This is a genomic window from Hamadaea sp. NPDC050747, assembly GCF_040654195.1.
Taxonomy (GTDB): Bacteria; Actinomycetota; Actinomycetes; order Mycobacteriales; family Micromonosporaceae; genus Hamadaea.
In genome coordinates this window covers 1-20,054 of sequence record NZ_JBFAHM010000029.1, presented here as the reverse complement: position 1 = coordinate 20,054, position 20,054 = coordinate 1, and the positions used below count along the sequence as shown (strand labels likewise).

Sequence of the window (20,054 nt, the reverse complement as noted above, 5' to 3'; positions counted from 1 at the left end):
TGCAACACCCGGCCCGCACGCGGCTCGAAAACCCGCTCCTCCGGACGAACCGACGGCACGAACGCCCCCGACAACACCGCGATCTCACCCTCGATCATGGTGCGTTCGCGCTTGTCGCCGGCGTTGCCGCCGACCCGGACCGCGACCGCCGCGACCTGGGCCGCCTTGACTAGATATCCGCGGCGCCGCAGGTCGTTTCGCAACTTACGAAGTGTCGGCAGCGGCAGTTGGCGAATCCGGTCCTTGCTCGTCGCGACGGCGTACGCGTCGACCGCGCTGCCCTCCGCGAGGAGCCCGCGGACCGTGGTGCCGACGAGCTTGTCCGGCAACAGCTCCGGTTGGGCGTTTCCGCTGGCGTACGTCTGCTCGTAAAGCATTACAGCCAGCAGTGCCTGGGCGGATTCCAGGCCCGCGAGCTTACGCTGCAATGTCGTGGACTCGGACTGTGCCTGGCGCAGGGCGCGTCGGCTCGCCCACGCCTCAAGCGATGCCGCGGCGACGACGACAGCCATGACGGCCAAGGCGACGACGATCGTCTCGGGCGAGCGGAGGACTGCCGCAACCGCCAATGCGGCGAACATCGTTAGGAAGAGGCCTGCGAAGACTTTGCGGCGACGGCGACCGAGCGCTGCCTTCACCCTGCGGGCAAAGGCAGCGGCACGCTTGTACACGTGGGTGAGCATGTCGTGGATCGTCCTGTCAGAGCCGGATCGCTTGATCACTCACGGTGACACCACGGGTGTCGAAGAACCGCTTGGCCTTCCCGGCCAGGGCATCGGCGTCGTAGGCGCTGTGGTTGGTCACCAGGATGACGAGATCGGCGTCGGCCACCGCGACCTCGAGGTCGTCCGCCTTGAGCACGTCGACTCCAGGCACCCGCCAGGTCTCCACATAGGGGTCGTGGAAGGAGATCTTTGCGCCGAGGCCGGCGAGCGCGCGAGCCAACGGGGTGGCGGGCGACTCACGCTGATCCGCGATGTTCGCCTTGTAGGTCACGCCCAGCATGAGGACGTTGGCGCCATTGGTCGCCTTGCCGGCATCGTTCAGGATGTTCTGCGCACGACGGGCGACGTACGCCGGCATCGTCGCATTGATCTCCTGCGCGAGCTCGACGAACCGGAACGGGTAACCCAGCTTGGCTCGGACGTTGTGGCTCAGATAGTTCGGATCGATCGGGATGCAGTGACCGCCGACGCCCGGGCCGGGGTAGAACGCCTGGAAGCCGAACGGCTTGCTGGAGGCCGCGCGGATGACGTCCCAGAGATCGATGCCGAGCTGGTGGCAGAACTTCGCCATCTCGTTGACGAGCGCGATGTTGATGTGCCGGTAGGTGTTCTCCAGCAGTTTGGCCGTCTCGGCCTCACGCGTCCCCTTGGCCCGGACCACGGTCTCGATGAACTGGCCGTAGAAAGCGGCCGCCCGCTCGGTGCAGGCTGGGGTGTAGCCGCCGACAACCTTCGGCGTGTTGTGCGCGCCGAACTGCTTGTTACCCGGGTCGATGCGTTCCGGCGAGAACGCTAGGTTGAAGTCGACTCCCGCGACGAGTCCGGATTCCTCCAGGAGCGGCCGCACCACCTCGTCGGTGGTGCCCGGATACGTCGTCGACTCGAGGATCACCGTCATCCCCGGCGTGATGTTGCGAGCGACGCACCGAACGGCGGATTCGACGGCGTTCAAGTCCGGGCCGCCGTCGGCGGACAGCGGAGTCGGCACACAGATGACCGCGGTCTTAGCGCCGCGAATATCCGATTCGTCAGTGGTTGGCCGGAAGCCGGCAGCAAGCATCGCAGCGATGTCATCGTCCGAGAGATCGTCCACGTGGGATCGGCCGGCGCTCAGTGCATCGACCACGCGGTCACTGATGTCGAACCCGACAACCGACAAACCAGACTTGACGGCCTCCTGCGCAAGAGGGAGGCCCACGTAGCCAAGGCCGAGAATTACGACGTCCGCAGTCACGCCTTCTCCTTGAGGGGTCGCCGGTGGGTCACCCCACACGGCCAAGGGCGGCGGGACGCAGCGCCCCGCCGAAAGTCAGGCGGTGTCCCACAAATTGCGGTCTTGTGAGATCGCCCCCGTGTATATGGTCGGCGAATACTAGCGCAGCAGGCCACACCATGTGGGGCCTGGCCTGCCCGGTGCTGCGGCGAGGCGGGTCCACCGGTCAGAGGCGACGGAGCACTCGCGCCAGTCGAAGCAGTGCTCGACCACCGACCGAACGACGCAGGAGTGTACGGACCAAGGCCTTGCCCTGATGATCCCGGCGAACCCGCTCGACCTCGTCCGCCAGAGCTGCCACCCGCTTCAACAGGTACTCTTCGGACTGAGCCGTCAAAGCGACCTGGAGGGTCAGGGCCTCGTCGCTTAGTCGCCGCGCCTCAGCCGCCCGAGCGGTGGCGATGCCTGCGCCGACCCAAGCGGCCAGGAAAGGCGATCCCGCGTCCACGCCGAGTGCGCCCGGCCGGACCACGGCGGCCGGCGCTCCGGCGAGGTCCGCCACGCCTACCCACTCCCAGCCCGCGAGCAGACCGTCTACGCCGGGCTCCAGCCAGTCGTCGCCATTGATCACGACGACGAGCACGCCGTCCGGGCCCAGTAAGGGACGGATGGCGACGGCGAAAATCTCGACGGCGGCCGAACGCAGTCGGCTGAGATCGAGCACCGCGACGTCGAACGGGCCCTGGTGGGAGACATCGCCGAGTTCGGGCGCATCGACGATCGTCGCATCAGCGAAAGGCAGGGTCATGGCTGCTACGCCACCCCGGCCGGCGTCGGTGGAAACAAGCATCCGACACCCGTCTGGGACGCGCAGCACCGCGGCGCGGACCGTCGAATCGGCCAGGTCGAGATCTGTCATCCCGCCTCACCTCCGCCGATTTCGCTGGTTACGATGTCCGACGCAGATTAGCTCACACGTGGCGGCCCACGCTGCTCGCGGCTGGGCGTCGCCGCGACCAGGCGGGCGGGAGCACCGTCGGACTGGAGGAGATCAGTGCTGGAGCGCCCCTGGCTGCGCCCCGATGCCGGTGACGGCGAGTCGGTCCAACGCTGGCTCGATGGACACGGCCGGCACCGCGAGCGCGACCTCGTTCGGATCCGGGCCGCCATGAGCGCTCCCACCCGGCCCTACGACGATGGTTTGACGGTGGTCGTCATCGGCACCGACCCGGCCGCCACCAGCGAGTGCCTCCGGTCGCTCAATGCTCAGGCGACCGATCCCGGCCGGTTCGAGGTCGTCGTCGTCGGCTCACCGGAGATCCGCTCGGCGCTTCTCAGCGCCGGGGGGACATCAGTTCTGTCGCTTCGACTTGTCGTGATTCCCACCACTGCCGCCGAACCTGGACGCTTCTCGCCACGCCTGCTCGGCGTGGCGGCGGCGCGGCGGGCGTACGTCACGTTCTTGAGCGGTTCGGATCGGGTCGCACCGAGGTTCGTCGAAGAGCTCCTTGATGTGGCTGGTCCCGAGGTAATCGGCGCTGTGCCGGTCATCGACGCCGACCGTGACGACGTCGGCTCCGCCGACGAGGATCAGGCCCAACTTCATCGAGCTGACTGGACCGACGCCGGCCGGGTGCTACCGACCAGGGTCGCCCATTCCTCAGCTCAGCTGGCGGCGGCCCGAGCCGACTGCGAGGAGGTCTTCTGGGCGGTCGTCGCCGCACACGGCCAATTACGTTGGGCAATCCACGGCCAGGCCCCTGCACCGGATGGAAACGTGGCCGTCGTCCGCCGCAGGCATCCCACGTCGCCAGTCGACAAGGCCGGCCTCGAACGGGAAGTCGGGATCATCGGCGCTTTGTCCCAGTTGACCGCCCTGGAAGATGAGCTTCAGACTCAGTTGCGCGAGAGCGTGACGCGCCGAGTCCGGCGGATCAACGTGTACCTGCGGGAGAACCCGGCCGAACACACGCGGGTCGTCGAACTACTCGATCGGCATCAGGTCGCGCAGATCCCCTACGACGTGCTGAATCGGGGCCTGGCTCGGGGCCTGCTGATCGCCTACGCCTTTCCGCCGTATGCCGACACGAGCGCGGTCGTGATGGCGAAACGCGTCCGCGCCGAAGGCGCGGTGGTGGACGTCGTGGCGAACGCGATGGATCGGATCCGGGAGTCCGACGACAGTCTGCTGCGAATCTCGGGTCCGTTCACGGCGAACCATCTCCGGTTGCCGACCCCGACATATTTTTCCAATTGGGCATCGATGGAGGAGTTCGCCTGGCAGGGGCGTGCGGCGTTGCGGAGCCGGACGGCCGGTGCCCGTCCATACGACTTCGTCTACAGCCGGGCACAGTTCGCGGCATCGCACTTCCTCGCGGCAGCCTATAAAGTGGACAATCCAGATATTCCGTGGCGTGCCGAGTTCTCCGACCCGCTGTCTCGGGATGTGACCGACACCGAACGCGGAACCCCGGTCACGGAGGGACCGCTGCTCAGCCACCTTCGCGACGGTCTGCGCGGCCGAGGACTGCCGGTCCCCGAATCGACCAACTGTTTCGTCTGGTGCGAAGAGCTCGCGTACGCGTTGGCCGACGAGCTGATCTTCACCAACCGCCACCAGCTGGAGTACATGCTCGGCTACTGCTCGAACCCGGCGCTCGCGGAGATGGCACGTGTGAAGGCGATCGTCCGCCCGCACCCGACGCTGCCAGCGCAGTTCTACTCGATGGGTCAGCCGCAGTACGGTCTCGAATCGGGCGTCGCTCACCTGGCGTACTTCGGCAACTTCTACGCCACCCGGGGCCTGGACGAGCTGCTGCAGGCGTTGTCCGCGCTACCGAGGCTGACCAGGGTGAAGCTGCGCCTCCACATCATGACGACACGGCCGGCCGATCTGGAACGCCGGATCGGCGACCTGAACCTGACCGAGATCGTCCGAGTTCGACCTTATGTCCGCTACCTGGAGTTCCTCGCCCTGACCCGGAAGTTCGACTGCCTGATCGTGAACGACGCCGCCGCTCAGGCCAGCCACGGCAAGAATCCGTATCTGCCGTCGAAGTGGTCGGACTATCGCGGCAGTGGAACCCCCGTATGGGGACTCTGCGAAGCCGGAAGCACGCTGAGCGGCCAGGACCTCGCATACTCCTCGCCGATCGGGGATGTCGCGGCGGCCGCAGAGGTTCTGACCCAGATCGCCGCAAAGATCTAGAAGCGCGCCTTCGCGCCCGCCACATCCCCGTGCAACAGATCGGCCCACGCCGCGACCGTCGCCACCGGATCCGCGGTCTTCCGGATCTCGGCCTGGGCCCGCGCGCCTCGATCCAACCAGGTCTCCGGTTCGGTTGAGGCCAGGACGAACGCGGCGGCCGCGTCGACCGAGGGCTGGATCCATTCGGGCGCGTAAATCTCGGACGCGCCCGGCCAGGGCCGGATCACGGGGACGGCCCGGGAGGCCATGCCTTCGGCGGCGGCCAGGTGGAAGCTCTCGATGTCGCTCGTCGACAGGACGTGGCCGACTTTCCGGTACCAGCCGGCCATGTCTCGCCCGGGGGGATCGAAGTGGACCGCGCCGCGCAGCAGCGGGTCGCGCGTGATCCGTTCGAGGCACCACCCGACGAACGCACGTTCTTCGTCGCGGGGCCAGGCGTACACGTTGTCCCAAGGCATCGTCGAGCGGACCTGGAGGGTGAAGCGGGGGTCTACCCGGCGGACCGCGGCGAGGATGTCGAGGGCGAGGTCGAATCGCTTGTTCATGAACTCGAGGCCCACGAAGCCGAGGCCGAACCGCGCGCCGGGCAGTTTGGGCCGGTCGAACCAGTCGACGTCGAGGTAGTTAGGGATGTAGACGAGCTTGTCGTCGGGCCAGCCGAGTTCCTTGCGGATGCGTGTGCGGATCGGCGGCGACACGTGGACCACCGCGTCCACGGCATCGATGTCGATGTCTCGGGGATAGGGGCAGTCGAGCTCGTAGCGGTGGAGGCGGACGATGAGCGTCTGCCCGGGCCGCTTGTGGCGCGAGAGCCAGACTGCGCTGGGCCGGGCCCATTCCGCGAACACTGTGTCGGCCTGGGCGAGCAGGCGGCTGGTGTCGGGCGAGCGATGGCCGAGGTAGGGCCAGGTGTCGAGGGTGAGGTCGAGGTCGTCGCGGGCGTCGAGGCGCGCGGCCAGCTCGCGGGCGAACTTGAGATCGTAGCCGGAGACGAGGACGCGTCGTCGCGGGCGGGTGGACCCCGTGCGGACGGGCGATGTCGCGGCGATCATCCGGGCCACCGTGGCCTGTTGCCGATCTGCGGTCCAGGGTTCGGCGGGTTCCGCGGCGTCGATGGACAGCGAGCGGCCCTGATCGGCTTGGGTCCAGTCGAGGAGTGGCGCGGGCTCCCAGGTCGCGCCCTGGCCGGCCCAGCGGGCGGCGGCGAAGGAGTAGGAGCCGGCCGGTCGGCCGTGGAGAAGGTCGCGCCAGATCGCCAAGGGCGCGGCCGATTCCGGCATTCCGGTCGACGATTCGACCAGCGCGTCCGTGGCGCAGTCCGGGCAGGGGCGGTCGGCGGTCAGCGGCGGGAAGATCTCGACTCGCACCCGGGTCGCGTGCGCCGCTCGCTCGACCGACTCGCGCGCGAGCTCCGAGTCGGTCAGGAAGCCGGCGATTTGCGGTGCGACCCGGGCGATCTGGGCATCGGGCCCGGTCTCCCTCCCGGCGAGCAGTCGTTCGGCGGGCAGCGCCAATGTCCACAAGCGTTGGCCGGGGGCGCCTGCCGCCAGCGCGGCCTCGGCCGCTCCGACGGATTCGGCCACGAGGAGGTCCGCGCGGCTCAAGACCGTGGCGAGCTGCCGGACGGCAGTCTTCGCCCGGCGGCCCTCCCCCGTGTACGCGGTGCGCACGACCCGCGTGACGTGTTTGGCTCCCCGGTACGCGAGGCCGGCCGGGCGGCGTACGACGCGAGGCAACCGGGCGGCGCGACCGGCTCCGGGCGGGCCGAGGACCGGCGGTTCGGCCGGGACGGGCTCGACGACAGCCGTGGACAGCGTCGCTCCGGCTTCGGTCAACGCGCTGCGGAGGGAGTGCCGCCAGCAGCAGACGCCGGGTACGACAGGCCAGCTCGCATCCTGGACGAACAGGAAGCTGTCAGCCATGCGGCGTGCCCTTTCGACGGCGGGTGGCCGCAGACAGCCGTCGGGCTGCCCGGGTCGCGGAAAGCTTAGCCACCACCGCGGCGGCGCGCAGCAGCGTCCGGACGCCGCCCACTTCGACGGTGAGCGGGGTCCACCGGCCGGCTTCGGGGCCGGGGTGGGCGTCGCCGGACAGGTCGGCCAGCACCTCCGGCGGCAGCGTACGCAGATCCACGATCCCGGCGGACCCGACCGTGCGGTGCGGTGGTGCCGGTACGCCGAACCCGGTTCGGGCCGCCGAAGCGGTGCGCGACAACGTCACCGGTCCGGCGGTGACGACCGCCGCCTCGTGGCGGTCGGCCTCCGCGAGGAGCATCGGCACGGTGCCCGGCGCGAGCCGCGCGTACGCCGGGACACGCAACAGGAACGGCGAGGGGAACACCGATTCCACGGATTCGGCGAATCGCACCCGGGGCTCGCCTCGGTAGCTCTGCTGGATCAGCCGCAGCTCGAGCTGGGGATCGGCCAGGACGTCGCGCCGGGGATCGGACAGCTCCGCCGAGCCGGTCAGCACGACGCGCAGGTCTCGTTCGTCGCCCCGCAGCAGTCCGTCGACGCAGGCTCGCACGGTTTCGAGGTCGTGCCCGGCGACGTCGACGACCGCCACGACGAGCGGAGTCGTCCATGTAGGACCACCGTTGCTCCGGAGCCAGCGCGGCTGGGGCATGCGGTCGGCGAGAAACGGCCGGTTGTACCGCCGGAGTCCGTCCCCGCGCCGGGACATCGCGGTCGGTCCGACGTGCCAGGCACGCGCGGCCCGATCCGGGATGAACAGCGCGCCCGCCTGGGCCAGCCGGTACCCGAACTCGGTGTCCTCGCCCAGGTGGAGGGATCCGTCGTAGCCGCCCGCGGCGTCGTACAGCGTCCGGCTGACCGCCGTCGTCGCCCCGACGTGCGCCAGGAACGCCGTCGGGCCGGCGTCCCGCAGGTCTCGCGTACGCCGGAACAGGTCTTCGAGGTAGTCGTGTGGTTCGGTGCCGTCCTCCGTGAACAACCCGGCCACCCCTGCGCGCACCTGCTCAGGCGAAAGACTCGACGGCAGAACGTCGGCGAAGCGCTTCATGCCCAGCGTCACGGCGTACGGGACGAGGTGGTGCCACCGGGCCAGCGCCTCGACGTGGTCCGGGAACAGCAGCATGTCGGCGTCGATCCGGTGGAGGATCGCGCCGGTCGCCTCGTTCGCGCCGACGGAGACGGCGTACCCGGGACCCCAGCCGGCTCCGGGCGCCCGGACGACCCGGGTGTTCTGCGGGCGAAGGGCCGGAAGCCGGAGGGGTGTCGGTGAACCGTCGTCGACGACGATCACTTCGAGCAGCTCGGCCGGGTAGGTCTGCGCCGCCAGCGCGGCGAGCGTCAGATCCAGGTGGGCTTGATTCGCGTACGCCGGGATCAGGACGCTGACGGCCAGCTCGGGATGCCAGCCGCCCAGCGGCGGCGGTACGCCGATCCCGGACCAGTCGTTGGCCGTCATCGTGCCGCGAACTCTCGATAGGGCGGCCGTCCCGTCCAGCGCCGGGCCGGGTCGTGGAGGAAGTACTCCACTCCGGGGTCCCAGGTGTGCCCGTCGTCGTGGCGGGTATAGAGGAAGCCGAATCCGTGAGTGCGGTAGACGAGGCCGCCCGCGGCGAGAACCCGGTCGAGCAGGGCGCGGTCGACCGAGCGGGACACCGGCCGCCAGCCGCCGACCTCGTCGAGGTCGCCTCGCGAGATCATCATCGTGCCGCCCGCGACGACGTCGGTGTAGAGTTCGCCGCCCATCCGGCGCCGGACGGTGGTGTCGAACGGCTCAAGGTAGACGAACTCGGCGCCTTTCCCGACGACGGTTGCGCCCGAGTGCAGCCGGGCGAGCACGAGGTCCCAGATGTGTTCCGGCCCGTAATGGTCGTCGTCGTCCACCTTGGTCACCAGGCTGCCGGAGGCCAGGCGGGTGGTCTCCGCCAGCACCTCGCCGAAGCCGGTCGCGGCCGGGAACGACGCGAGGCGTACCGGGATGGGCAGCCCCTTCAGGCGTTCCACCTGGTCAGGCGTCGGCTCGTGGCCGTGCAGACCGACGACCAGTTCCAACTCCGGATAAGTCTGCCCGGCCAGCGCGGACGCGGCGGCCAGCGCGCGGTCGGGCCGGCGGCTGACCAGGATCGCCGAGACGCCGGGCAGCCGCGAGCTGGTCGGATGGCGTTCGGCCGCAACCGTTCGCAGCCCCAACGCGCTCGCGTGATGCCGCAGCGCGGCACGTCGCTGCACGACGCCGTGCACCTCCCGGTCGAGCGGATCGCGGTCGCCCGGCACGTCCGTCAGGCAACCGACCAGCTCTTCGTGCAGATGCGCGCGAATCTCCGGGGGCAGTCCCGGCGCGGACAGCACCAAACCGGTCATCGCCAGTTGCGCCAGGACGCCCGCGCCGAGCCGGCCCGGCGCCGGGTCTCCGGTCAGCGTCGCCAGGCCGACCTGCGCCAACGCCGCGGTCTGCCGCTCGTCCAGAGCCTCACCGGCCCGCCCTGCCACGACCACGTCCGCCCGGCCCGGCCGTCCGACCTGCCAGGTCCAGCCGTCGTCGGCCGCGCTCATCCGCAGCTCCGCGCGGGGCAAGGTCACGGACGTCTCCTGCCGGCCGCGCGGATGGGCGCCGGCCGCGTCGACGAGGACGAGCCCTTCGGTCTCGCCTCGCACCACCAAGTCGTACGCCGGAAGCGGCCCACCGTCCGGGCGACGCGCTTCGGCGGCGTGGTACGCGGGACCGATCGGTAACCAGGCGGGCCGGTCGCCGTCGACGTAGACGTCGGCGGTGAGCGTGGCGGGCAGCGGCCGGATCGGCGAGAGGACGCTCAGCGCCGCCATCAGGAGCTGCCGGGACGCGATCGGCTGAGCGACCGTCCAGCCCAGCGCTGCGGGGCCGTCACCGTCGGGGAGGCTCATCTCCTGGCGCAGCAGGCCCGGAACGGGCGGCGTACGCCCGATCCACTGCGGCCACGGCCGAACCCACGAGCGGACGGTCAGATCGATGCCCGTCACCGGCTCCGACGCTGGGGCCGAGGCCAGCCGGAGCAGCTCACCGACGGTGTCGACGACGATCGCCAACCGTCCCGATCGCACCGTCAGCCGGTCGGATTCCGTACGCCGATCGGCCCATGCGGGCAACGGCCGGGCCCGGCGCGACCGCCGTTTGACGGCACGCAGCACATTGCGTACGCGTGCCCGCAGCGGCGTCCCCGGCAGGCGACGGACCGCCGGAGCTGGACTGTCCTCCGTCACCCGACGCGCCCCCTCGATCGAATCGGCCCTCCGCGCACGGCCGGACCGGCGCGCATGCTAACACGGCGGGCCTGGTCGACCTGGTTCTCGCGGTCCCGGGGTGATCTTCCGCGCGCGGTATCGTCTGGTCCCATGTCGATCCCCTCGGATGCTGGTGACAGCATCGATCCCCAGGAGATCGCCCACGGGGGCGATGCGGCCGCGACGGCGGCCGAGCCGGAGGCCGAGCCGGAGGCCGAGCCGGCTCCGGTTCCGACGAAGAAGCGCCGTCGATGGCTTCGGGTCACATTGTGGAGCCTCGTCGTGGTCGCCTTGATCGCCGCGGGCGGGGTCGTGGGCCTGCGGCTGTATCTGAAGTCGGTCGAAAACAAGGTGGCCAGGGTGGACGCGTTCGCCGAGGTGGTGGAGTCGGAAAGGCCGACGAAACCGCCGGAGACGACCAAGGCAATGAACATCCTGATCCTCGGCAGCGACTCCCGGAACCCCGACCTCGACGGTTCCCGGACCGACACCATCATGCTGGCCCACGTCACCGCCGATCACAAGGCGGCGCAGATGGTCTCCATCCCCCGCGACACCTGGCTGGACATTCCACGGGCGGGCAACGGCCACGGCGGCGTGAAAGCCAAGATCAACGCCGCGTTCGCCTGGGGCGGCATCCCGCTCATGGTGCGGACCGTGGAGCAGTACACCAAGGTGCGCATCGACCATGTCGTGGTCATCGACTTCGAAGGCTTCGCCGCTGTGGTCGACAAGCTCGGCGGCATCGACATCGACGTCGAGAAGAACTTCACCTCGATCCACCCGCCGTACCGCAAGTTCTCGGCCGGGATGCAGCACTTGAACGGGGCCGAGGCGCTGGACTACTCGCGTCAGCGCAAGCAGTTCAGCAACGGCGATTTCTCCCGGATCAAGCATCAGCAGCAGGTCATCAAGGCGATCCTGGCCAAGGCGACCAGCGCGGGCATCCTGACCGACCCGGGCAAGCTCAACGCCTTCCTGACCGCGACGGCCAGCGCGATCTCGGCCGACAAGAATTTCGATCTGATCGGCACGGCGATGGATCTGCGCGGGATTCCCAGCAACAAGATCCGGTTCATCACGAACCCGACCACCGGCACCGGCTGGGAGGGCAACCAGAGCGTCGTGTACGCCAACAAGCCGGTCGCCGCGACGCTCTTCGCCGCGATCAACAACGACACCGCCGCGACCTGGCAGCCGCCGAAGTCGTGACGGTGTCTCCCAGCCGTGCGACGGCCCTCAGACCGCCTCGGGGAACCAGAGCTTGATCTCGCGCTCCGCCGACTCCGTCGAGTCCGAGGCGTGCACCAGGTTCTCCCGGTTGGACAGCGACAGGTCGCCCCGGATCGTGCCGGCCGCGGCGGCCCGTCCGTCCGTCGCGCCGACGAGCGTACGCACGACGCTGATCGCCTCGTCGCCGGAGATGATCGCCGCGAGCAGCGGACCCGAGGTCATGAACTGCTTCAGTGGCGGGTAGAACGCCTTGGTCACGTGCTCCGCGTAGTGCGCGTCGGCGAGGTCGGCGTCCATCGTGCGCAGCACCAGCGCGTCGATCTCGAGCCCTTTGCGCTCGAACCGGCTGATGATCTCCCCGACCAGCCCTCGGCGTACCGCGTCCGGCTTGATCAGTACGAGCGTGCGCTCGGCCACGAGCTTTCCTCCTGGGTTTTCCGGCTGCGCCCTTTGTGAGCGTGGTTCATCAGCAGACTACCGACCGAGCCGGGCAAGCCACCGTGAACCCCCGATCAGCCACACCCGATCGGCCCTTCCCCAGGCCGCGACGCCCCCCTATGTTTACTTCAAGACGCCGACTTCCCCCGCTGTGGCACGATCGGGTCGTTGGGGGACGCGGGTCGCCGGGGAGGGACGAAACGTGGCAAACGGCCAGCGGAAGAAGATCGGCGCAGTACGCGCGACCGGCGCGGTGGCCTTGGGTTCACTCGGGGTCTTCACCGCGATGGCCGGGCTCGGCCTGACGAGCTGGCCGTTGGGCGCCGTCGGGGTCGCGATGGTGATCCTGGCCGTCGCCCTCATGCTGACGTCGTCGTTCCGCGGAGCCGACCGGGCGTTCGTCGTCGGCACCGCGCACGTGCTGGAGGCGACCGAGCCGCCCGCGACGCTGACCCATGGCCGCATCGAGATGCACCTGCAGATCGAGGCGCCCGGCCATCCGCCGGCGTCGGTGCGCGTCCGCGATCCGCGGGTGCCGGTGGCGAAGTGGCCCGCCGTCGGCGACGTGCTGCCGATCCGGGTAGCGGTCGACGACATCCGCCGCGTCCGGGTCCTCTGGGACGAGATCCTCACCCACACGCAGCGCTACCAGGACGACGCCTACTCCGAGTACGAGGGCCTCATCGACGACGAGGGGCCGCTTTACGACGACCGGTCGGGGCACCAGGCCGGGCCGATGCGGTTCGAGGACTACGACGAGGACGACCGCGACGATTTGGCCGGCTACCGCGACTCCGATCTGGCCGAGGAGGTCGCCGCCGCCCGGGCCGCCCAAGGGCCGCCGGCCTACGACGAGGGGCCGGAGGGGCCGGACCTGCCGCATCGGCGGCGTCCCAGCCCCCGTCCCCGGACCGAGCGCCGCGACGAAGCACGCGAAGAGGCGGCCGACGGTGCGAGCGGGACCACGCAGGTGCTGGAGGGCCAGATCGTCGAAGGCCCGGACGCACCTCTGCGGGTGGACATCATCGACTTCTCCGAGGCGACCCCGTCGGCCCTGGGCGACCTGCCGCCGAATCCGCGGACCAGCCCTGAGGACGGCGGCTTCCTCGGGCGCACCGAGCCGCCGGTGGACCCCATCCCGGCGTACTCCGCGCGCGGCGGCGGTTCCGTGAACGGCGTCGGAGTGACCTTGCTCGTCGCCGACGTGGCTCGGTCGGTCGCGTTCTACCGTGACCTGCTCGGCTTCGACGAGATCGACAGCGGCCACGGCAACGCCGTGTTGTCCTCCGGGGACACCCGCATCGTGCTGCGCCGGGCCGAGGACCTGACCGCGGGCAATCGCCGCCTGACGCACCTGAACCTGGAGGTCGACGACCTCGACCGGGTGCACTCCGACCTCGTCGAGAAAGGCATCACGTTCACGTACGCCCCGCGCGTGGTCAACCGGGGCGAGCGCCTGGAACTGTGGGCGGCCGCCTTCCGCGACCCGGACGGTCACGCGGTGAACCTGACGCAGTGGCGTTCCCGCCACTGAATCGGCGGATCAGGACAGGATCTGGCGGCGTACCTTGAGCACGTAGAGCCAGGCGAGCCCGAAGGTCACGCCGACCGCGGCGATCATCCAGTGCGCGAGCCCCCCCACGATGAGAGCGAGCTGTAGCGCCCCGGCGGCGTGCCAGGCCCAGGGCCGGCCCATCATCCCGACGAGGGTGAAGGCCACCACCGCAGCCACGATCAGGATGATGATCGCCGCCGTCGGATGCCCGGTGCCGAGCATCCGGATGGGGGCGATGCCGAGCAGCAGGGTGATGCCTTCGAGCGACAGCGCCGCCGCGCCGAGCCCGCGTACGGCTTTCTCCGGGTTGCGCAGTCCGGACGGTTTGACCTCGGTCATCGCTTCAACAGCCTCCGGGCGTCGGCCACGGTCACGACCGAGCCGGTGATGAGCACGCCGACCCCGCTGAGCGGGCCGTCCTGATCCTCCTCGGCCAGGACGACCGCCTCCGAGATCGCGTCGGGTAGGTCGGGGACGACGTGAACGCGGTCCTCGCCGAAGATCTCGGCGGCCAGGTCGCCGAGCTGATCCGGAGCCATCGACCGGGGCGACGAGTTGCGGCTGACCACGATCTCGTCGAGCACCGGCTCCAGCAACTCCAGGACGCCCTGCACGTCCTTGTCGGCGAACGCGGCCACCACGCCGACGAGCCGATGGAAGGTGAACTCCTCGGTCAACGCCGCCACCGTGGCGGTCATCCCGTGCGGGTTGTGCGCGGCGTCCAGCAGGATCGTCGGCGCACTGCGTACGCGCTCCAGCCGACCGGGCGAGCTGGCCGTAGCGAACCCCTCCCGGACCAGTTCGACGTCGAGCTGCTTGACCTTGCCGCTGCTCGCCCCGGCACCGAGGAACGCCTCGACCGCGGCGAGCGCCACGGCGGCGTTCTGCGCCTGGTGCGCGCCGTGCAACGGGATGAAGACGTCCTCGTAGACCCCGCCGAGACCCTGCAGTGTGAGCACCTGGCCGCCGAGCGCCACGTTCCGCTGGATCACGCCGAACTCCAGGCCCTCGCGGGCGATGGTCGCGCCCACCTCGGCACAGCGCTCCAGGATCGGCTCCAGGGCCTCCTCCGGCTGCTGCGCGCAGATCAGGGTCGATCCGGCGTGGACGATCCCGGACTTGGCGAGCGCGATGTCGTAGATCGTGTCGCCCAGCCACTCGGTGTGGTCGAGGCCGATCGGCGTGATCACCGTGACGCCCGCCTGCAGAACGTTCGTCGAGTCGTCCGCACCGCCGAGGCCGACCTCGACGACGCCGACGTCCACCGGAGCGTCGGCGAAGGTGGCGAAGGCCAGCGCCGTGGTCATGTCGAAGTAGGTCAGCGGTTCGTCGTTGCGGGCGTCGAGCAGCTGCGCGACCGGCGCGACCTCGTCGTAGATCCGCGTGAACCGCTCCTCGTCGACCGGCTCGCCGTCGAGGCTGATCCGCTCCCGCACCGTCTCCAGGTGCGGGCTCGTGTACCGCCCGGTGTGCAGGCCGTAGGCGCGCAACAGGCTGTCGATCATCCGGGCCGTCGACGTCTTGCCGTTCGTGCCGGTCAGGTGGATCGACGGGTACGCACGCTGCGGACTGCCGAGCACGTCGAGCAGTTCGGTGATGCGCCCGAGATCGAACACCATCCGGGTGAAGCCGCGTGACTCCAGCTCCGCCTCGGCGGCCCGCATCTGCTCCTGCACTTCGTCGCTCATGATCTCCCCGTCAGCTAGGCAGAGCCGCCAGCGCGGCGTCGATCCGCGCAAGGTCGGACTCGGCCGCCGCCAGCCGCTGCTCGATCTTGGCGACCACCTCGGCCGGAGCCTTCGCGGTGAACGCCTCGTTGCCCAGCTTCGCCCGGCACTGCGCGGCCTCCTTCTCGGCGGCCGCCCGGTCCTTGGTCAGCCGCGCGCGCTCGGCGGCGACGTCGATGCTGCCCCGAGTGTCGAGCGCGACCGTCACCCCACCGGCGACGGTCAACGTCGCCGTCGCGCTGAACCCGTCGGCCGCGTGCTCCAGGCGTACCAGCGAGAAGATCAGATCCTCGTGGCCGCTGATGCCCACGGTCTCGAGCCCCGCGAGCGTCGCCGCCACCCGCTGACCGGGCTTGAGGCCCTGGTCGGCCCGGAACCGCCGCACCTCGGTGACCACCCGCTGGAGGGCCGCCACCTCGGCCTCGGCCGCGTCGTTCACCAGGCCGGGCTCGACGGCCGGCCAGGTCTCCGAGACCACGGTGGCCTGGCGGGTGAGCGCGGACCACAGTTCGTCGGTGACGAACGGGATGACCGGGTGCAGCAGGCGCAGCAGCTGGTCGAGGACGTGGCCGAGAACCCGGCGAGTACGCTCGGCCGCCTCGCCGCCGCCCGTGAGCACCGGCTTGGCCAGCTCCACGTACCAGTCGCAGACGTCGTCCCAGGCGAAGTGGAACAGCGCGTCGCACGCCTTGGCGAACTCGAAGCCGTCGAAGTGCTCGTCCACCTCGGCGATGGTGTGCTGCAGCCGCGACAGGATCCACTTGTCCACAGCGGACAGCTCGGTCGGCAGCGGCCCTTCGACGGTCGCCCCGTTGAGCAGCGCGAACCGGGTGGCGTTCCACAGTTTGTTGCAGAAGTTGCGGGAGCCCTGCACCCACTCCTCGCTGACGGCCACGTCCGAACCCGGGTTCGAGCCGCGGGCCAGAGCGAACCGGGTGGCGTCCGCGCCGAAGCGGTCCATCCAGTCCAGCGGGTCGACCACGTTGCCGAACGACTTCGACATCTTCTTGCCGTACTGGTCCCGGACCATGCCGTGCAGGGCCACCACGTCGAACGGCTGCTTGCCGTCCATCGCGTAGAGCCCGAACATCATCATCCGGGCGACCCAGAAGAAGAGGATGTCGTAGCCGGTGACCAGGACGCTGGTCGGGTAGAACTTGGCCAGCTCGGCGGTGGGCTCGGGCCAGCCGAGCGTGGAGAACGGCCACAGCGCGCTGGAGAACCAGGTGTCGAGGACGTCGTCGTCCTGCTTCCAGCCGTCGCCGGACGGCGGCTGCTCGTCCGGCCCGACACAGACGACCTCGCCGGCCGGGCCGTACCAGACCGGGATCCGGTGGCCCCACCACAGCTGCCGCGAGATGCACCAGTCGTGCATGTTGTCGACCCAGGCGAAGTAGCGCTTGGCCAGCTCGACCGGCTCGATGCGGACCCGGCCGTCGCGGACGGCGTCCCCGGCGGCCTTGGCGAGCGGGCCGGTGTTGACGAACCACTGCAGCGACAAGCGGGGCTCCACAGTGGTCTTACACCGGGAGCAGTGGCCGACGGCGTGCACGTAGGGGCGCTTCTCGGCGACGATTCGGCCCTGCTCGCGCAGCGCCGCCACGATCGCCGGGCGTGCCTCGAAGCGGTCGAGGCCCTCGAACGGCCCGTGCGCCGTGATGACGCCCCGCTCGTCCATGATGGTCAACGACGGCAGCGAGTGCCGCTGGCCGATTTCGAAGTCGTTGGGATCGTGCGCCGGGGTCACCTTGACCGCGCCGGTGCCGAACGCCGGGTCGACGTGCTCGTCGGCCACGATCGGGATCCGGCGCCCGGTGAACGGCAACTCCACCTCGGTTCCGATCAAGTGCTGGTAGCGCTCGTCGTCGGGGTGCACGGCCACGGCGGTGTCGCCGAGCATCGTCTCCACCCGGGTCGTCGCCACGACGATCGCGTCGTCGCCGTCCCCGTAGCGGATCGAGACCAGCTCGCCCTCGTCGTCGGAGTGCTCCACCTCGATGTCCGAGAGCGCGGTGAGACAGCGCGGGCACCAGTTGATGATCCGTTCGGCCCGGTAGATCAGGCCGTCGTCGTAAAGGCGCTTGAAGATCGTCTGCACCGCGCGGGACAGACCGTCGTCCATGGTGAACCGCTCACGGCTCCAGTCGACCGAGTCGCCCAGCCGGCGCATCTGACCGAGGATCGCGCCGCCGGACTCGGCCTTCCAGTCCCAGACCTTCTGAACGAACGCCTCGCGGCCGAGGTCATGCCGGGACAGACCGTCGGCGGCGAGCTTGCGCTCGACGACGTTCTGCGTCGCGATACCGGCGTGGTCCATGCCGGGCAGCCACAACGTCTCGTAGCCCTGCATCCGCTTGCGGCGGACGATGGAGTCCTGGATCGTGTGGTCGAGTGCGTGACCGATGTGCAACGATCCGGTCACGTTCGGCGGTGGGATGACGATGGTGAACGGAGGCTTGTCGCTCGCGGCGTCGGCGCGGAAATGCCCCTCGGAGACCCACTGCTCATATCGGCGTTGCTCCACCTCACCAGGCTGGTACGCGGCGGCGAGCTCAACGGTCGAGGGGGCGTTCTGGGCAGTCTCGGTCACCAGGTCAGTCTACGGACCGGCTCGGTACGCCCGACCGCGGCGGTGGCCCCAGAGCGCTGAGACCGTTTACGATCGCCCGGCACCCCCGAAAAGGAGCCAAACCGTGACCTACCCCTCCGGCGGCTCGCAGCCGTCCTCCTGGTTCGAGCGCGATCGCGCCGAGCAGGGACCCGCCGGATACCGGCCGCAGCACGGCTACCCGCCGTCCGACGGTGACGGTGACCGACCGCGTGACCCGTACGCCCGCCTCAACGACCTGAACGACGGCCAACCGGATTCGAGCTATCAGGACCAGCGCACCGCCGAATACCCCCGCCAGGTCTTCCCGCGCCAGACGTACGCCGACGACCCCCAGCCGTCGGCCGCGACGACGCCGGCTGCGACGATGCCGACGCCGGCACCCGCCGCCGACGAACCCCCGCGCCGCAAACGGACCGGCCTGAAGATCTTCCTCGCGGCGGCCATCGTGCTCGTCCTCGGCGGCGGCGTCGCCGGATACGTCTTCGGCAAACCGATCATGGCGGAATACCCCGCCACCGTCTCCGCGCCGGACACCATCGCCGGATTCCCGCGATCCACCTCGGCCGAGCTGAAGGCGATCGGCGACCAGATGGACAGCGACCTGCGGCAGGGCGCCGGGTTCAAGACGACCGCCGCAGGGGTCTACCACAAGGAGACCGACGCCCAACAGAAGATCGTCATGATCTTCGCGGGCAGCAAACTCATCCTCCGCCCGCAAGCCGAACTGAACGCGGCGTACGAGGCGATCGAAACCGGCGGCCTCCCGATCGCCGACCGCAAGGCGATCCCGGCCGGCCCGCTCGGCGGCCGCGCCGAGTGCGCCACCTCGGTCACCGGCGGCGTCAAGCTCTCGATATGCGGCTGGGCCGACCACGGCGCGCTCGGCATGGTGATGTTCTTCGACCGAGGCGCCGCCGAGGCCGCCAAGCTCCTGCTCGACTTCCGGCAGACCATCCAGCACCGCTGACCTCGCAAGCTTCCACCGACCGGCCGGGCCAGACGATGGCCCGGCCGGCCGCGTCTCCGCGGGCGAACTCGACGGCATAGCCAAATGCGCGTACTTCCGCGTCAAGGAATGGGGCACCGGCCGCGGCGTGCTCTGCGGCTGGGCCGACCACGGCAGCTTCGGCATCGTCTTCCTGGTTCCGGCCGACGACATCGAGATCGCCGCCCGGAAGCTGCTCGATGTTCGATTCGCCGTGGAAACCCGATAGACCGGCTCGCGCTTGCTAAGCTCCGCGGGTCGCGGGAGGTCGAATCATGACAGAGCAGCACGATAAGGTACGCGTAGAGCAGGTTCCGGCAGCGCGATCAGCGTCGGAGCCCCAGACGACCGTCTCGTCCACCGAGCCGGCCGAGATCCTCGAGGCGCCGGCCAAGAGCAGTCGCCCCTGGGCCACTTGGTCCCGTCGACGACGCTGGCTGGCGATCACCGGTTCCGTCGTCGGATGCGGCGTCCTCGCCGCCGGGATGACACTCGGCCCGACCGGCTACGAGATGTGGACGCAGAAGGATGCCACGCTCACCACCCCGGCCAATGCCGCCGGACTCACCCTGGACACGACCGACGCCGCCAAGTCGGCCGCCGACGATCTGCGTACGGTGCTGGACGCGGGGTTCTCCCTCGACAAGACGGTCGCCGGGGTCTACGGCGATCCCGCGCAGGCGTCGCGATCGGTGCTCTTCGTCGGCGGAACGGCCTTCCTGGGCCGCCCCGGCAAGGAACTCGACCAGCTGTTCGCCCTCCTCGACGACCAGGCCGGCGGCGTACGCGACGTCCGCGACGTAGACGCGGGATCGCTCGGCGGTGTGATGCGCTGCGGTGCCGCGGAGGGGTCCGACTCCGCCATGACGATCTGCGGCTGGGCCGATCACGGCAGCATCGCGCTCGCGATGTTCCCCGAGCGCACCGCCGACGAGTCCGCGACGCTCCTCCGCGATCTGCGTACGGCGATCGAGCACCGGAACTGAGGTGGCGCGAATTACTCGGGAAATGCAATTAGCCCCCGCTTTCGCGGGGGCTAATTGAAAGTTTGTCCGGCGGTGTCCTACTCTCCCACACCGTCCCCGGTGCAGTACCATCGGCGCTGGAGGGCTTAGCTTCCGGGTTCGGAAT

The 20,054-nt window shown here is 69.8% G+C and carries 15 protein-coding genes and 1 rRNA gene; 5 read left to right on the top strand and 11 right to left on the bottom strand.

Annotated features, from left to right (window positions below):
- The 3 genes from AB0H43_RS38605 to AB0H43_RS38595 form a co-directional block, all read right to left on the bottom strand.
- A partial coding sequence (locus tag AB0H43_RS38605; protein ID WP_360008584.1) for a hypothetical protein occupies window positions 1-683 on the bottom strand: 683 nt, incomplete at its 3' end.
- Between the two features lie 16 nt (window positions 684-699).
- Window positions 700-1,959, bottom strand: a complete 1,260-nt coding sequence (locus AB0H43_RS38600; RefSeq protein ID WP_360008581.1) for a nucleotide sugar dehydrogenase — start codon at window positions 1,957-1,959, stop codon at window positions 700-702.
- A gap of 205 nt (window positions 1,960-2,164) precedes the next feature.
- Complete coding sequence (locus tag AB0H43_RS38595; RefSeq protein WP_360008578.1) at window positions 2,165-2,857, bottom strand: hypothetical protein; 693 nt, start codon at window positions 2,855-2,857, stop codon at window positions 2,165-2,167.
- Window positions 2,858-2,992: 135 nt separating this feature from the next.
- Between AB0H43_RS38595 and AB0H43_RS38590 the strand changes: the two genes are divergently transcribed.
- Complete coding sequence (locus tag AB0H43_RS38590; RefSeq protein WP_360008576.1) at window positions 2,993-5,146, top strand: hypothetical protein; 2,154 nt, start codon at window positions 2,993-2,995, stop codon at window positions 5,144-5,146.
- On the opposite strand, the gene AB0H43_RS38585 is transcribed toward AB0H43_RS38590, so the two are convergent.
- From AB0H43_RS38585 to AB0H43_RS38575, 3 genes are read right to left on the bottom strand one after another with little or no spacing between them, the layout of a single operon-like run.
- Window positions 5,143-7,068 carry a hypothetical protein gene (locus AB0H43_RS38585; protein ID WP_360008573.1) on the bottom strand — a complete coding sequence of 642 codons (1,926 nt, stop codon included), beginning with the start codon at window positions 7,066-7,068 and terminating at the stop codon, window positions 5,143-5,145. The genes AB0H43_RS38590 and AB0H43_RS38585 overlap by 4 nt on opposite strands.
- The gene (locus tag AB0H43_RS38580) at window positions 7,061-8,575 is read right to left on the bottom strand and encodes a glycosyltransferase (RefSeq protein ID WP_360008570.1); all 1,515 of its coding nucleotides are present in this window, start codon (window positions 8,573-8,575) and stop codon (window positions 7,061-7,063) included. The genes AB0H43_RS38585 and AB0H43_RS38580 overlap by 8 nt, the downstream gene beginning before the upstream one ends.
- A complete protein-coding gene (locus tag AB0H43_RS38575) occupies window positions 8,572-10,353 on the bottom strand; it encodes a glycosyltransferase family A protein (protein ID WP_360008567.1) in 1,782 nt (593 codons plus the stop codon). The genes AB0H43_RS38580 and AB0H43_RS38575 overlap by 4 nt, the downstream gene beginning before the upstream one ends.
- Before the next feature lie 132 nt (window positions 10,354-10,485).
- Between AB0H43_RS38575 and AB0H43_RS38570 the strand changes: the two genes are divergently transcribed.
- Window positions 10,486-11,586 carry an LCP family protein gene (locus AB0H43_RS38570; RefSeq protein ID WP_360008564.1) on the top strand — a complete coding sequence of 367 codons (1,101 nt, stop codon included), beginning with the start codon at window positions 10,486-10,488 and terminating at the stop codon, window positions 11,584-11,586.
- 27 nt (window positions 11,587-11,613) lie between these two features.
- Here the strand turns inward: AB0H43_RS38570 and ndk are convergent, their stop codons facing one another.
- Complete coding sequence (gene ndk, locus AB0H43_RS38565) at window positions 11,614-12,024, bottom strand: nucleoside-diphosphate kinase (protein WP_360008561.1); 411 nt, start codon at window positions 12,022-12,024, stop codon at window positions 11,614-11,616.
- A gap of 223 nt (window positions 12,025-12,247) precedes the next feature.
- On the opposite strand from ndk, the gene AB0H43_RS38560 reads away from it, so the two are divergent.
- The gene (locus AB0H43_RS38560) at window positions 12,248-13,579 is read left to right on the top strand and encodes a VOC family protein (protein ID WP_360008558.1); all 1,332 of its coding nucleotides are present in this window, start codon (window positions 12,248-12,250) and stop codon (window positions 13,577-13,579) included.
- Between the two features lie 9 nt (window positions 13,580-13,588).
- Here AB0H43_RS38560 and AB0H43_RS38555 read toward each other — a convergent pair whose 3' ends face one another.
- From AB0H43_RS38555 to AB0H43_RS38545, 3 genes are read right to left on the bottom strand one after another with little or no spacing between them, the layout of a single operon-like run.
- On the bottom strand, window positions 13,589-13,939 hold the full coding sequence (locus AB0H43_RS38555) for a DUF4233 domain-containing protein (protein WP_360008555.1): 351 nt from the start codon (window positions 13,937-13,939) through the stop codon (window positions 13,589-13,591).
- On the bottom strand, window positions 13,936-15,288 hold the full coding sequence (locus AB0H43_RS38550) for a folylpolyglutamate synthase/dihydrofolate synthase family protein (protein WP_360008552.1): 1,353 nt from the start codon (window positions 15,286-15,288) through the stop codon (window positions 13,936-13,938). Before AB0H43_RS38550 ends, AB0H43_RS38555 begins: the two co-directional genes overlap by 4 nt.
- Window positions 15,289-15,298: 10 nt before the next feature.
- Entirely contained in the window at window positions 15,299-17,917 is a 2,619-nt protein-coding gene (locus AB0H43_RS38545) for a valine--tRNA ligase (RefSeq protein WP_360008549.1), read from the bottom strand.
- 103 nt (window positions 17,918-18,020) lie between these two features.
- Here AB0H43_RS38545 and AB0H43_RS38540 point away from each other — a divergent pair, with 103 nt between their 5' ends.
- Window positions 18,021-18,905, top strand: coding sequence for a hypothetical protein (locus AB0H43_RS38540; protein ID WP_360008546.1), 885 nt, complete (start codon window positions 18,021-18,023; stop codon window positions 18,903-18,905).
- A 293-nt stretch (window positions 18,906-19,198) separates the two neighbouring features.
- Window positions 19,199-19,909, top strand: a complete 711-nt coding sequence (locus AB0H43_RS38535; RefSeq protein WP_360008544.1) for a hypothetical protein — start codon at window positions 19,199-19,201, stop codon at window positions 19,907-19,909.
- Between the two features lie 64 nt (window positions 19,910-19,973).
- On the opposite strand, the gene rrf is transcribed toward AB0H43_RS38535, so the two are convergent.
- Window positions 19,974-20,054, bottom strand: a 5S ribosomal RNA gene (rrf, locus tag AB0H43_RS38530); the annotation flags it as partial.